This window comes from Bacillus sp. SDLI1, assembly GCF_001553895.1.
Taxonomy (GTDB): Bacteria; Bacillota; Bacilli; order Bacillales; family Bacillaceae; genus Bacillus; species Bacillus siamensis.
On sequence record NZ_CP013950.1, the window covers coordinates 1,579,682 to 1,592,748 of the forward strand.

The following is a 13,067-nucleotide window of genomic DNA, read 5'->3' on the forward strand; positions in this document are numbered from 1 at the left end:
AAGAAGCCGCCCCCGGCTGGCTTCTTCTATAAACCTAAACGCTCAAAGATCAAGTCGACGTTTTTCAAATGATAATTGTAGTCAAAGCAATCGGCAATCTGTTCCGGTGTAAGACGGGACGTGATTTTTTCTTCCGCTTCGACAAGCTGGCGGAACGGCACTTGTTTTTCCCACGCTTCCATCGCTTTCGGCTGAACCGTGTCATATGCTTCTTCACGAGGCAGACCCGTGTCGATTAAAGCGAGCAGCACGCGCTGAGAATAGATTAAACCGAGTGTGCGGTCCATGTTGCGTTTCATATTTTCCGGGAATACCGTTAAGTTTTTGACGATATTGCTGAAACGGTTCAGCATGTAATTCAGCGCGATTGTCGCGTCAGGAAGAATGATGCGTTCAGCTGATGAATGAGAAATATCACGCTCATGCCATAACGGAACATTTTCGTATGCCGTCAGCATGTACCCGCGGATCACGCGCGCCATGCCCGTCATATTTTCCGACCCGATCGGATTCCGTTTATGAGGCATAGCCGATGAACCTTTTTGTCCTTTTGCAAAAAACTCTTCCACTTCACGTGTTTCACTCTTTTGCAGACCGCGGATTTCCACTGCGAATTTTTCAATGCTCGTCGCGATCAAAGCCAGTGCCGCCATATAATCCGCATGACGGTCCCGCTGCAATGTCTGAGTGGAAATCGGCGCCGCTTTCAGGCCGAGTTTTTCACAGACATACTGCTCTACGAACGGATCAATATTTGCGTACGTGCCGACCGCGCCGGAAAGCTTCCCGACTTCGATCCCTTCTTTTGCCTGCTTGAAACGTTCAAGGTTGCGTTTCATTTCTTCGTGCCAAAGTGCGAGCTTCAGGCCGAATGTCGTCGGTTCCGCGTGTACGCCGTGCGTGCGGCCCATCATGACCGTGTATTTATGTTCTTTCGCTTTTTCTTTTATAATGTCAACAAATCTCTCAATGTCCTTGAGCAAAATCTCATTCGCCTGTTTTAATAGATAGGAAAGAGCGGTATCCACGACATCTGTTGACGTCAGGCCGTAGTGGACCCATTTTCTTTCTTTGCCTAATGATTCTGAAACCGCGCGGGTGAATGCCACGACGTCATGGCGCGTATCCTGCTCGATTTCCAAAATGCGGTTAATGTCGAAAGACGCGTTTTCGCGCATGACTTTAACATCTTCTTTCGGAATGACGCCAAGCTCAGCCCAGGCTTCACAGGCTAAAATCTCGACTTCCAGCCATGCCTGGTATCTGTTTTCGTCCGTCCAGATCGCGGACATTTCAGGTCTTGAATAACGTTCGATCATTATGCTCGTCCTCCGTCTCTTTTCATCCATATGTTCGTGATGTCCTGAATCCATTTTTCATCAGGCTCCCGCAAAAACGTTATATGCCCCATTTTGCGGCCTTTTTTAATCTCATGTTTTCCGTAGAGATACAGTTTGGCTTCTTTTAAAAGCTCCGTATGCTCCTCCGCAAGCTTCACTTCATCACCGAGAAGATTCACCATCATTCCCGGTTTGAGCAGATCGGTTCGGCCGAGAGGAAGTCCGCAGACCGCTCTGATGTGCTGTTCGAACTGGCTCGTTTCACAAAGGTCGAGCGTATAATGCCCCGAATTGTGAGGACGCGGCGCCAGTTCATTGATCAAAAGGTCTCCGTCTTCTGTGACGAACATTTCCACCGCAAGCGGCCCGACAAGCTCCAATTTCTCCGCGAGCTGAACGGCAAGCGCCTCTGCCCGCTTCTGAACCGTTTCCTCCGCTCTCGCGGGCACGATGCTTTGGAACAGAATATTATTTTTGTGGATATTTTCAGCAGCCGGAAAGGTTGAAATCTCTCCGTGCACTGATCTTGTCACGATAACGGAAAGCTCCATCCGGAATGACACCCAGCTTTCCAGTATGCACGTGCCGTTTTCTAGCAGCGCGGCCGCTTCATCTGTCTGTCCTTCTTCCTTAATGACAAATTGGCCTTTGCCGTCATATCCGCCGCGGCATGTTTTCAGCACTGCCGGAAGCCCCAATGACTGAACGGCTTCCTCAAGCTCCCGTCTGCTGTTTACGATCCGATAAGGAGCGACCTGACATCCGGCTGACTGGATCGCCTTTTTTTCCGTTTCCCTGTTTTGGGTGATAAGCAGCAGCTCGCTTCCTTGGGGAAGGTATGCATGTTCTTTGAGCCAGTTGAGCGCCTCGTAATCGATATTTTCAAATTCGTACGTAATGATGTCGCTGACTCCGGCCAATTTTTGAATCGCTTCACGGTCATTATACTGGGCGGTAATCTCAATATCGGCGATCTGTCCGCATGGCGAGTTTTTAACGGGATCGACGACTGCGACTTTATAACCCATCTGTTTTGCGGCGACAGCCATCATTTTTCCGAGCTGTCCGCCTCCGATAATGCCGATGACGGCGCCGGGAAAAATCGTTTTTTTATCAGACAAGCTGATCACTGCTTTCCAGCACCATTTGTTTTGTCGCATTTCTTCTCGCCTCTAGTTTATCCGCAATATCACCGTCAAATGCCGACAAAATTTGCGCGGCTAACAGACCCGCGTTCACTGCGCCCGCTTTCCCGATCGCCGTCGTCGCGACCGGCACGCCGCCGGGCATCTGTACGATAGACAGAAGAGAATCAAGCCCGTTAAGTGATTTCGTCTGAACCGGTACGCCGATCACCGGCAGCGTCGTTTTGGCCGCTGTCATTCCCGGCAGATGCGCCGCTCCCCCGGCTCCGGCAATAATGACTTTTAAACCCCTGTCCCTTGCGCTTTCTGCATATTCAAACATCAAATCAGGCGTCCGATGCGCGGATACTACCTGTTTTTCATAAGGAATGTGAAGTTCGTCAAGTATGTCGCATGCATGTTTCATTGTCTCCCAATCGGAGGTGCTTCCCATGATGATTCCTGCTAGCGGCTGCATTCTGTTCCCACCTTCTCATGCTTTGTTTTTCAGAAAAAAAAGCCCGGCTTATATTGCAACTATGAGGAAGCAATACAAACCGGGCATGGCGCGCGTATCGTCAGTCGTTCGCTTCTGCGATATCCATGTCAGCTGTTTATCACTTTCCTGCATAGTCCGGCCGTTTACGGCAGCCGGGTAGAAACTTATGGGCCATATTCCCAAGATTATATGAGGTCGTGTTTTGATTTCATGTTTATCTTAACAACGGACTTGGATAATGTCAACGACATTATCGAACGATATAAAAATTCTTTCTTTTAATGTTCGTGTTTAGATCAATTTCCCTTCAAATACGATTTTTTTCCCGCAAGGAACGACTTGAATTGATCCATTTTCTTTCTTTTCTGTAAAGATCGGCTCTTCCATCCGCCGGACGGGCATATAGCCCTCTTCCTTCATTAAAGTGAGAATGGTGTCAATCGTTTCATGTTCCGTTACTTCAAACCGTTTCTTTTTTGGCTTTGTCATTCCTTAATTCTCCTCTTCTTCACTGCTTTCACCCAGAATCCGCCATGGATCGCTTTCGGCTCAAAAGCGATGATAAACGCTTTTTCATCGAGCGTTTTAATCGTATCATACAGCTGAAGCTCATATTTGCGCGGCGTCAGAATCTGCATGGCGGTCCGGTCCCCTTCAAGGCCGCCCGCGACCCAGCTTGTGACTCCGTATCCTTTTTCCCGAAGCTGTTTCGGCAGGTCCAGATCAAGCTCTTTCGTAATGACGTTGACTGTTATGTAGCCGAGCGCCAGTTTTTCTTCAATTTTCATTCCCACTATGACACCGAGGCCGTAGCCGAGCGCGTAGGCAATGACGTTTTGAATCTGATTCAGATTGCCGAGCACGAGACTCAAGCCGGTCACATACACAAGGATTTCAACCGTACTGATGCCTGCTGCGAAATAGCGCTGCCCCTTTAATGTAAGGATCATCCTGATCGTAAAAAAAGAGACATATATAATATTAATGATGAGAATAATGAGAACCATACCTATACTGTTGGATAAAATCGTCTGCATCATTGATTCCCCCTCCTCTGATAATTTGAAAAGCCAATCTTTCAATTAAGGATAGTTTACCCTCTTTTGATCATTTTCAAAAGAAAAAAAAGCCCGCCCCAAGGCAGACTTTCAAACTCTTTTCAGTGAAGCTCAGCTTTCTTCAATCGTTTGACCGCTTCATATTCCTTTTCAAGCTCGCTCAGCGTGTATCCGGACAGTTCCTGAACATGGTTTTGGTATAACCCTGAGCGGATCAGCTTTGTCCTCAGATGCTGTTTTTTCCGATTAATGGCTTCTCGCAACAACGGGGCCATCCTCATCATCCTTTCCGAATCATAAAGATTAATGCCGCTTTCCAATTTCTGTTGCTCCCATCATATATCGGACGGCTTTTCAAAACAACACGCTATATTAGAAATATTTGTAAACATTGTGAAAGACAAATTTCGACTTACAAAGGGATCAGCGAGGCAGTAAAGTACTCTGAAATAAGCGGCCATGTCACAGCCGTAAAGACGAGCATGATGATGACCGCCGCAGAAATACAGTACATCACGTCGACGGCAGGATTCTCAGCCGATTTGTACAGAATCTGCACAAACTGCACCATCGCCGATGCAGCGAGAAATAAGGTCAGCGCCGTAAACACCACGGTGATAACCGGCAGATTCAATATCGCGAAAATCATCCACACGATAGAGCAGACGACAGCCGGAACAAGAAGTGAGCCGACTCCCGCTGCCGCATCCCGCATCGTAATTTTCTGTTTCAGCAGATAGCGTGATACAAGCCAGACCGCGCCGGCCGCAGCGGCAAAAAAGACGAGCGAATACACGAGAACGACGGTAAAGCCGTCAAAAAACGTGTGATGCCGTTCCCCGTATCCGAGCGGTCTCTGCTGGCTCGCCCTCAGCTGAAACCAATTTCCGATTGAGAAAAAAATACTGAATACAAGCATTGAAATAAGAGCATATTTAAAGCGGGAAAAGCCGTCTTCTCCAACGACCTTCACCGGTGATGTCAAAATGCGCAATGCGAAACGGCAATAACGTTTGACCGCGGCCCATACAGAAGCGAGTTTTTCCGTAAAAGCCGGAGCCGGGCGCCGTTCCTTTTCTTTCTTCTTTTGCTTTTGATAACGTCCCGCTTTTCTGGACATTCTCGAGAGCGGTTCTTCATCAGTTCCCTGATGCTGTTTTTCTTCTTCCAACGTTTCTTTTCTTTCTTCCGTCATGTCAGCAACTCCTATCAAAAAAATACGGCGGAATTTGTTAAGCAAGAAAATAAAACACTTATATAAGGTACCGAAGCGTCCTTAAACAGTCAAGCGGTTTTCTTCACCCGGACACCCACATGACGTTTTATAGTATGTATTGGTTTTACGGAATAGGACAAAAACAAAAAACCGGCTGAGAACAGCCGGTTTTTCCGTTATTTCAAGAAGATGAAATACAGGATAAAGATGACGAACAGCCCGTACATAATCGGGTGAACGCTTTTTCCTTTTCCTTTGCAGATCATTGTAATCGGGTAGAAAATAAAACCGATCGCAATCCCCGTCGCAATGCTGTATGTCAGCGGCATCATAATCATCGTTAAAAATGCCGGAACAGCCACCTCGAATTTATCCCAGGCGATCTTACCGAGCGGCGCCACCATCAGCGCGCCGACGATAATCAAAGCCGGAGCCGTCACATTCGTGGTGACAACTGACAGAAGCGGCGAGAAAAACATCGCCAGCATAAAGAGAATGCCCGTCACAACAGCCGCGAACCCGGAGCGCGCTCCCGCCGCAACGCCTGAGCTTGATTCAACATAAGAAGTCGTTGTAGACGTACCGAGCACGGCTCCGATAACGATTGAAGTTGAATCTGCCAAAAGCGCTCTTCCCGCACGCGGAAGTTTGTTTTCCTTCATCAGTCCGGCCTGTGTCGCTACAGCTACCAGCGTACCGGCCGTATCGAAAAATCCGACGAACAGGAAAGTTAAAATGACAATCAGCATTTGTACGGAGAAGATATCCGGAAGGTGCATCCACGCCTGTCCGAAAGTCGGCGCAAGACTCGGCACGCTGCCGACAATGTGTGTCGGAACCGGAATCAGCCCGCAGATCATTCCGGCAACCGCCGTCAGAAGCATTCCGATAAATACGCCGCCGTTTACGCGAAGCACCATCAGAATGACCGTCACAATAACACCGAAAACCGTCAGCAGCACAGGCCCGCTGTGAATATTGCCGATAGATACTAAAGTCGATGAGTTCGCTTCAATAATGCCCGAACCCTGCAAACCGACAAATGTAATGAATAAACCGATACCCGCGCCGACCGCCAATTTCAGCTCAGGCGGAATCGCATTAATGATTTTTTCCCGCAATCCCGTCAGCGAAAGCGCCACGAAGATAATTCCGGAAATCAAGACGCCGGAAAGCGCAGCCTGCCATGAAATCCCCATGCCGAGGACGACAGAGAAAGCAAAAAACGCGTTTAATCCCATACCCGGCGCAATCGCGATCGGATACTTTGCAATGAGCCCCATTAAAATACATCCGGCCGCAGACGCAAGGGCTGTAGCGGTGAACACCGCGCCCTGATCAATTTTTAATGCTTCCGGAAATCCTTTCACACCGTTTAAAGACAATGTCAGCGGATTGACGAACAGAATGTACGCCATTGACAAAAAGGTCGTTAAACCGCCGATGATTTCATTACGATAGCTTGTCCCCAGCTCATCAAACTGAAAAAATTGCTTCAAGCCAATTGCCTCCTTCATTCTCTCCCATTTATTCTGCCCGTTATCCGCCAAATAAAAAACGCCCCAAATACATTTGGGACGCTTGACTACATACGTTCAGTCTGAATAAATAAGAATGGATTATTTATATCAAACGATTGAGATTGATCCGTAGTCAAGCCATTTACGGTAGCTTGGTAGAAACTTGCGGGCCATATCCCCGCCATTATACGATATCTGCATATTTGATTTCTGAGTCTATTGTATCAATTCAATTTTGAAAACTCAATAAAAAAACGAACAATCTTGTTTAAAAAAATTAGTTTATTCGTTAATTGACCAATAATGGAAGACGGCAAAAGCCGCCTTCCTGACATCATTTTCCGTCCGCAGGCCGCACCGGCACCGAGAATGTGATCCCCTTGTCATCCGCCAGCGAGTTCATGGCCGTTTGATTGACATACAAAGCGTATGAATCGAATGAGAAATCGCGCAATGAATAGCCTTTATCGGATGAATCATCTAATTCAAAAACGGATTCCATTTCACCCGTTTTAAGATTCGTGACTTTCGCCTTATTCCCTTTCAGATAATAGCCTTTTTCATACTCATTAAGTGATGGCCAGGTTTTCATTTTTTTCGTATTGCCGAGACCGATTGATTCACCAGTATTCATCAGTTGATTTTCATCCGCCTTGCTGTAATTGATTCCGGTGAATTGATAATCAACGATTACCCGTCTGCCTTGCTGTTTGATCTTTTTGATGGTGATGCCGACATGATGATGTTTCGTTTCATAGCTGGCGGGCAGTTTTGTTTTCAGAGGGACGATTTCTCCCGGCTCTGATTCTGATTTTACATCACCCGTTATGAAAAGTGTTTTCGCTTTCGGGTCTATCGGTTTGCTGAATTGAGTTTGGCCGCGTACTCTTTTCCCGCCGCCGGGAAGGTTCTTCCGGCTGCCAAGTTCAATAGCCGCCAACGTCATTTCATAATGGTTTCCTGCATCATCCGTTGCTTCGTGAATCGAGATGGCATCATTTTTAGCTGCATCTTGAAAGTCGACTGAAAATAAGAGAGCCGATCCCATCGTTCCGTTTTCCGCCCGGATATCGAAAAAACGGTATAGTCCGTGATTTACATTCACAGCTTTCGTTCCTTCAAGAGAAACGGACTTTTGTTTCTTGATCGGAAGTGTAAAGCGCCAGTTTCCTGGGATATCCTTGATTTGTTTAATGACAAGCGGAAGCTTATCACCGTCTTTCATCTTTGGGCCGTCCGCAAAAAAGCGAAGCTGCCCCCCGTACTGCCCGTCTTTCATTTTTTTCATGCCCTGACTGTCATAATCCTCAGATAATATATTCCGGGTATCTTTATAATCAACTTGAAAAGGAATACTCTCCTCATCAGATTTCAAATTGTCAACAATAAAATTATAAACGAGCTGTCCGCTGTCATAATATACACTTTTTACTGTCACCGTGATTCCGCGCGATTCCGCTTTCTCGTTCAGTTTTGTCACCAAATTGCTTTTAAACAGCGCAGAACCTGCCTTATCCTGAAATACCCTGTAAATCTGCCCGGCAACAGGGATGTTTCCCATAGCCGTATTAACGGAGGGCATGAACAAGCCTGAGGACAGATACAGAATAAACAAAGCAGCAGCAACTGCGAGGCCGTTTATCACTTTTCGTCCCCATCTCCGTCTGACGGCGCCTTCTTTTCCGGCACGGACAGCGGCGCTATGTATCACGTTTTTCAATTCAGCTTTCGGCACGTCAATGTCCTGATACAATTGCTTCATTTGATGCTTTTCCATATTTGCTTATCCTCCTTTTCCAGCTCCTGCTTCAATGCTTTTCTCACCCTGTGAAGATGCGTTTTTACAGTGCCTTCCGCCATACCGGTCTGTTCAGCAATCATGGCAATCGAGAAATCTTGAAAATAATAAAGCTGAATGGTCAGCTGTATATGTTCGTCAAGCGTTTCCATGGCATTCCGAAGATCTATGTATTCTTCAATGTTCTTATTCTCCGCGCGTGTATCATGTTGCGGCTCAAACGGGATGACGTCTCCGTTCTTTTTCCTCATTGCAAAAATCGTATTAAGCAAAATCCGGATCAGCCACGTTTTAAAATATTTCGGCTCCTTCAGCTGCGCGATATGAAGAAAAGCCTTGTAAGCCGTTTCCTGCACTGCGTCCAGCGTATCTTCCTTGTGATGCAAATAGAGATAAGCTGTTTTATATAAAGTATCTTGATGGGTTGTGATCAGTTTTTCAAAGGCTGAGGCATCACCTTTTTTCGCCTTTTTGATCAATCGTTCTTCCTTCACCTTATCCACCTCCTATGCTGTTAGATATGAATCGGGCCAAAACGGTTTCAAAAAGATGAAAAAAAACGCCTCTTTTTAAAAAGAGACGTTTTTTTATTGATTTATTCCCACTCAATCGTTGCAGGCGGCTTGCTCGTAATGTCATACACGACGCGGTTGATGTGTTTCACTTCGTTGACGATCCGTGTTGAAATCACTTCAAGCACATCCCAAGGGATACGCGCCCAGTCAGATGTCATGCCGTCGATTGATGTTACGGCACGGATACCGATTGTGTAATCATACGTTCTCGCATCTCCCATGACGCCGACGCTGCGGATGTCAGGAAGAACCGTGAAGTATTGCCAGATGTCGCGCTCTAGGCCGTGGTTCGCCACTTCTTCACGCAGAATCGCGTCTGATTCCCGAACGATTTCAAGTTTTTCTTCCGTTACTTCGCCAAGTACGCGGATGCCAAGGCCAGGGCCAGGGAACGGCTGACGCCATACGATATCATCCGGAAGGCCGAGCTCTGTGCCAAGCGCGCGCACTTCATCTTTGAAAAGGGTGTTTAACGGCTCGATCAGTTCAAACTGCATATCTTCAGGAAGTCCGCCGACATTGTGGTGAGATTTGATCGTTTGCGCCGTTGCAGTACCGCTCTCGATAATATCCGTGTAAAGCGTTCCTTGCGCAAGGTAATCGATGCCTTTAAGCTTGTCCGCTTCATCATCAAACACGTAAATGAATTCGTTGCCGATGATTTTGCGTTTTTGCTCAGGATCAGAAACACCTTTCAGCTTGTTTAAGAATCTGTCTTTCGCATCAACTTTAATGACATTCATATTAAAGCCTTCGCTGAACGTTTTCATGACGCCTTCCGCTTCGCCTTTACGAAGCAGGCCGTGATCGACAAAAATACAAGTCAGCTGGTCGCCGATCGCTTTATGAATCAAAGCAGCCACAACAGAGGAATCTACACCGCCGCTTAGCGCGCAAAGAACCTGCTTGTCTCCGACTGTTTCGCGGATTTTTTGCATTTCGATTTCGATAAAGTTTTCCATTGACCATTTGCCTTCACAATCGCAAACGCCGAAGACAAAGTTTTTCAGAAGATCATTGCCGTATTCAGAGTGGCGCACTTCCGGGTGGAACTGAACGCCGTACCAATTCTTGTCCGCTTTGCTCATCGCTGAATTCGGGCAGTGATGGCTTGTGGCGTCAACAGTGAAGCCTTCAGGAACTTCTACAACCAAATCGCCGTGGCTCATCCACACAACCTGTTCTTCCGGAAGATCTTTGAACAAGTCAGGAGTTCCTTGAATCTGAATGTTCGCTTTTCCGTATTCGCGCTGGCTTGCCGCCTCGACTTTCCCTCCGAGATAATGAGTCATCAGCTGCATGCCGTAGCAGATGCCTAATACAGGAATATCGAGTTCAAAGATTTTTTCGTCACAGCGGAAAGATCCTTCATCATATACACTGTTCGGTCCGCCTGAAAGGATAATTCCTTTTGGATTCATTTCTTTGATTTCCTCAGCTGTCAACGTATGGGGATGCAGCTCGCTATATACGCCAAATTCACGGATCCGGCGGGTAATCAGCTGGTTATACTGACTGCCGAAATCAAGAACAAGAATCATTTCATTCACTAACTTCGTCATGGTTGTCACCTAATCTCCTCTAAGTTTTTGACACAGAAAAAACGGAGGACAAACGTTCAGCCCTCTGTCGCGCAAGACTTGTCCGGAAGCCCGGCTTTTTAACGCTCCCGGGCTCCCATTTAACATTCATTTATTCTAACAACAGGACGATATACGGTCAAGACTATCTTGTTTTAATTATATTTTCCCACAACTGTCCCGATTCATTCCAAAGCTCCGCGGCATTATCCCTGCGGTATAAGGCCCGCTCATAGCGCAGCGTCAGCTCGGACATGTCGTTTGTATCGTATGCCTCGTCAATCCTCGCGGCAAAATCGCGCAGCGTTTCTCCGTCTCCTCTGCTGAATCCTTTTCGTTTCAGCTGGCGGAGCAGCGCGGCATATGCGTCGAAAAAGACGTCTTCATCCGTGCGCCGCTTCAGTCTGGCTGCTGCAGCGTACGGAATCCAGCGCGCGCGGAGCAGCCAGGCGAGCGCCGCCGCGGCAGAAATCACGATGATGACGGCTGCATACGGCCACAGCTGTGCCGCGGTATTGTTGCGGATCACAGGATGCGGTGCCGCACTGTGCTCCCGCTTTTTCGGCGCTTCTTCTTTTTCAGGCTTTGTTTCCTGACGCTGCTTGTCAGACGGTGTATCCGAATTCCCCGCTGAGCTTCCGCTGTCTTTTCCAGCTGTTTGATTTTGCTCTGACGTAAACTCCGTCGGATTGGTGAAGCCTTTCGTCGGCTCAAACGTCACCCAGCCCTGATCGGGAAAATACACTTCAACCCACGAATGGGCGTTGTTGTTTGTGACTTCATAAATGTGGCCGTTATGGTCGCCTGCGCTTTTATACTCGCCGGATGTATAACCCTTCACCCAGCGGGCGGGAATTCCCGCAGATCGGAGCAGCACGGCCATAGCCGATGAAAAGTTATCACAATATCCTCTTTTCGTTTCAAACAGAAATTGATCGACATAATCCTGATTGTGCTCCGGAATGGCAACATCCTGCGTATCATACGAAAATGCGGAAGATCCCAGATAGTCCTCGACGGCCTTCGCTTTATCAAACATATTATGATGATCCCGCGTCAGCCTGTCCGCAAGCTGTCTCACTCTTTCCGGAACGCTGTCCGGAAGCTGTAAATACCGATCATTAAATTGGTTCTGCTCACGGTATCGTTTCACTTTCACTTTTCTGAGATCATTCAGCTTAAAGACGGGCGCGTGAAAAGTCACCGTGTACCGTCCCATATTGCGGATGTTGCCCACTTGTTCACTGATCGGCGTGATTTGCTCGGTGTTTCCGTTCATTTCAAGCTGAATCGAGTGCTTCGGTTTAATATTGGAGAGGCCGATCGGATACATGACGTGATTATAAAGATAATTTTCATCAATGGACACCTGCGCCGTATAGCGTCTCGTCTGCACACTCCGATCAAACCATATGTCTTCCACATTGCCGCCGTTCAGTTTATAGGACATGCCCTGGTCGGTCTCCACCCAGCCTTTTCCCGTATATGTATCTTTCGTTTCCACCCGGAAGTACGACCGCTCTTTTCCCTTCCATGTAAAAACCGGCGTATCGTCCTGCTGAAAAGGGCCGCCCAATGTTTCATCATGATTGCCGTAGCCGATTTTGCTTTCAGCGGCGGGCACTTCTTTGTGATTTGTTATTTTTTTTAGAAACGGCACGGGGTCCGGCCAATTCGGATCTGATTTCGGAGCCGCCAGACCGAACACGACGGAAGCGCAGATAAACAGCGCCAGCGGCAGAAACCATTTGATAATCAATCTTTTTTTAAATGCTATGTGTTCTGTCAGGCGGATGCGCTCCATATACAAAAGCCCCATCATCAAAAAGCCGATAAAGACGATCCGGATGACGGCGTATGCGGCATCATAAGGAGTAAATGTATCAAGTACGGTAATATACGCCACCGTCATGATAAAAAAGAATAAGATTTTCCGCTGATAGATCACCCAATAATGCAGCAAATACACAAGCAGCCATAAAAGCACAAAGAACAGCAGTGTGCGGAATGACGGGTTCATATCATTCCATCTTCCGGTTCCGATGTGCCGGACATTCAGCATCACGTCCCGTAAAAAAGAAGCAAGCCATTCCGGCTGAAAAACCGACCCTTTATAAAACAGCATGTGAATACTGATCAACGTAAACAGAATGCAGGACGGCACGGTGACGTACCACCTCATCCGGAAGAATGACAGCAGAAATGCCAAACCGATAAAGACGATGAAAAAACCGGTATGCTTTGTATCCGTAAAATTGTGCAGCGGCCTGAGCCATTCCCACAACAATAAAAAAGCGAGAAAATAAAACAGCAGCAGACTCAGCCTGCTTCCCTGGTTCTCGTCATGCGGCATGGCG

Annotated in this window: 12 protein-coding genes and 2 riboswitches; all 12 genes read right to left on the reverse strand. The window is 47.4% G+C overall.

Annotated elements, in window-relative coordinates:
• Positions 1–26 precede the first annotated feature (26 nt).
• The 12 genes from purB to AUL54_RS07415 all read right to left on the reverse strand — a co-directional run bounded on the left by purB (position 27) and on the right by AUL54_RS07415 (position 13,063).
• On the reverse strand, positions 27–1,319 hold the full coding sequence (gene purB / locus AUL54_RS07360) for an adenylosuccinate lyase (protein WP_060963401.1): 1,293 nt from the start codon (positions 1,317–1,319) through the stop codon (positions 27–29).
• Positions 1,319–2,500: a 5-(carboxyamino)imidazole ribonucleotide synthase gene (purK, locus tag AUL54_RS07365; RefSeq protein ID WP_060963402.1), complete on the reverse strand. Its 1,182-nt coding sequence runs from the start codon at positions 2,498–2,500 to the stop codon at positions 1,319–1,321. The genes purB and purK overlap by 1 nt, the downstream gene beginning before the upstream one ends.
• Positions 2,454–2,942, reverse strand: coding sequence for a 5-(carboxyamino)imidazole ribonucleotide mutase (gene purE, locus AUL54_RS07370; protein WP_060963403.1), 489 nt, complete (start codon positions 2,940–2,942; stop codon positions 2,454–2,456). The genes purK and purE overlap by 47 nt, the downstream gene beginning before the upstream one ends.
• A gap of 132 nt (positions 2,943–3,074) precedes the next feature.
• A riboswitch (purine riboswitch) is annotated at positions 3,075–3,176 on the reverse strand.
• A gap of 78 nt (positions 3,177–3,254) precedes the next feature.
• On the reverse strand, positions 3,255–3,452 hold the full coding sequence (locus AUL54_RS07375) for an NETI motif-containing protein (RefSeq protein ID WP_003155772.1): 198 nt from the start codon (positions 3,450–3,452) through the stop codon (positions 3,255–3,257).
• Positions 3,449–4,003, reverse strand: coding sequence for a DUF2179 domain-containing protein (locus AUL54_RS07380; protein ID WP_016937019.1), 555 nt, complete (start codon positions 4,001–4,003; stop codon positions 3,449–3,451). The genes AUL54_RS07375 and AUL54_RS07380 overlap by 4 nt, the downstream gene beginning before the upstream one ends.
• Positions 4,004–4,122: 119 nt before the next feature.
• Positions 4,123–4,296 carry a Fur-regulated basic protein FbpA gene (locus AUL54_RS07385; protein ID WP_076982558.1) on the reverse strand — a complete coding sequence of 58 codons (174 nt, stop codon included), beginning with the start codon at positions 4,294–4,296 and terminating at the stop codon, positions 4,123–4,125.
• Between the two features lie 137 nt (positions 4,297–4,433).
• Complete coding sequence (locus AUL54_RS07390) at positions 4,434–5,216, reverse strand: DUF6574 domain-containing protein (protein ID WP_045926631.1); 783 nt, start codon at positions 5,214–5,216, stop codon at positions 4,434–4,436.
• Positions 5,217–5,413: 197 nt separating this feature from the next.
• Complete coding sequence (locus tag AUL54_RS07395) at positions 5,414–6,736, reverse strand: NCS2 family permease (protein ID WP_060963404.1); 1,323 nt, start codon at positions 6,734–6,736, stop codon at positions 5,414–5,416.
• A gap of 131 nt (positions 6,737–6,867) precedes the next feature.
• Positions 6,868–6,969: riboswitch (purine riboswitch) on the reverse strand.
• Positions 6,970–7,091: 122 nt separating this feature from the next.
• Positions 7,092–8,534: a DUF4179 domain-containing protein gene (locus AUL54_RS07400; RefSeq protein WP_060963405.1), complete on the reverse strand. Its 1,443-nt coding sequence runs from the start codon at positions 8,532–8,534 to the stop codon at positions 7,092–7,094.
• A complete protein-coding gene (locus AUL54_RS07405) occupies positions 8,516–9,049 on the reverse strand; it encodes a sigma-70 family RNA polymerase sigma factor (protein WP_060963406.1) in 534 nt (177 codons plus the stop codon). Before AUL54_RS07405 ends, AUL54_RS07400 begins: the two co-directional genes overlap by 19 nt.
• A gap of 101 nt (positions 9,050–9,150) precedes the next feature.
• Entirely contained in the window at positions 9,151–10,692 is a 1,542-nt protein-coding gene (gene guaA, locus AUL54_RS07410) for a glutamine-hydrolyzing GMP synthase (RefSeq protein WP_007408887.1), read from the reverse strand.
• A 163-nt stretch (positions 10,693–10,855) separates the two neighbouring features.
• Complete coding sequence (locus tag AUL54_RS07415; protein ID WP_060963407.1) at positions 10,856–13,063, reverse strand: DUF4129 domain-containing transglutaminase family protein; 2,208 nt, start codon at positions 13,061–13,063, stop codon at positions 10,856–10,858.
• Positions 13,064–13,067: the final 4 nt, after the last annotated feature.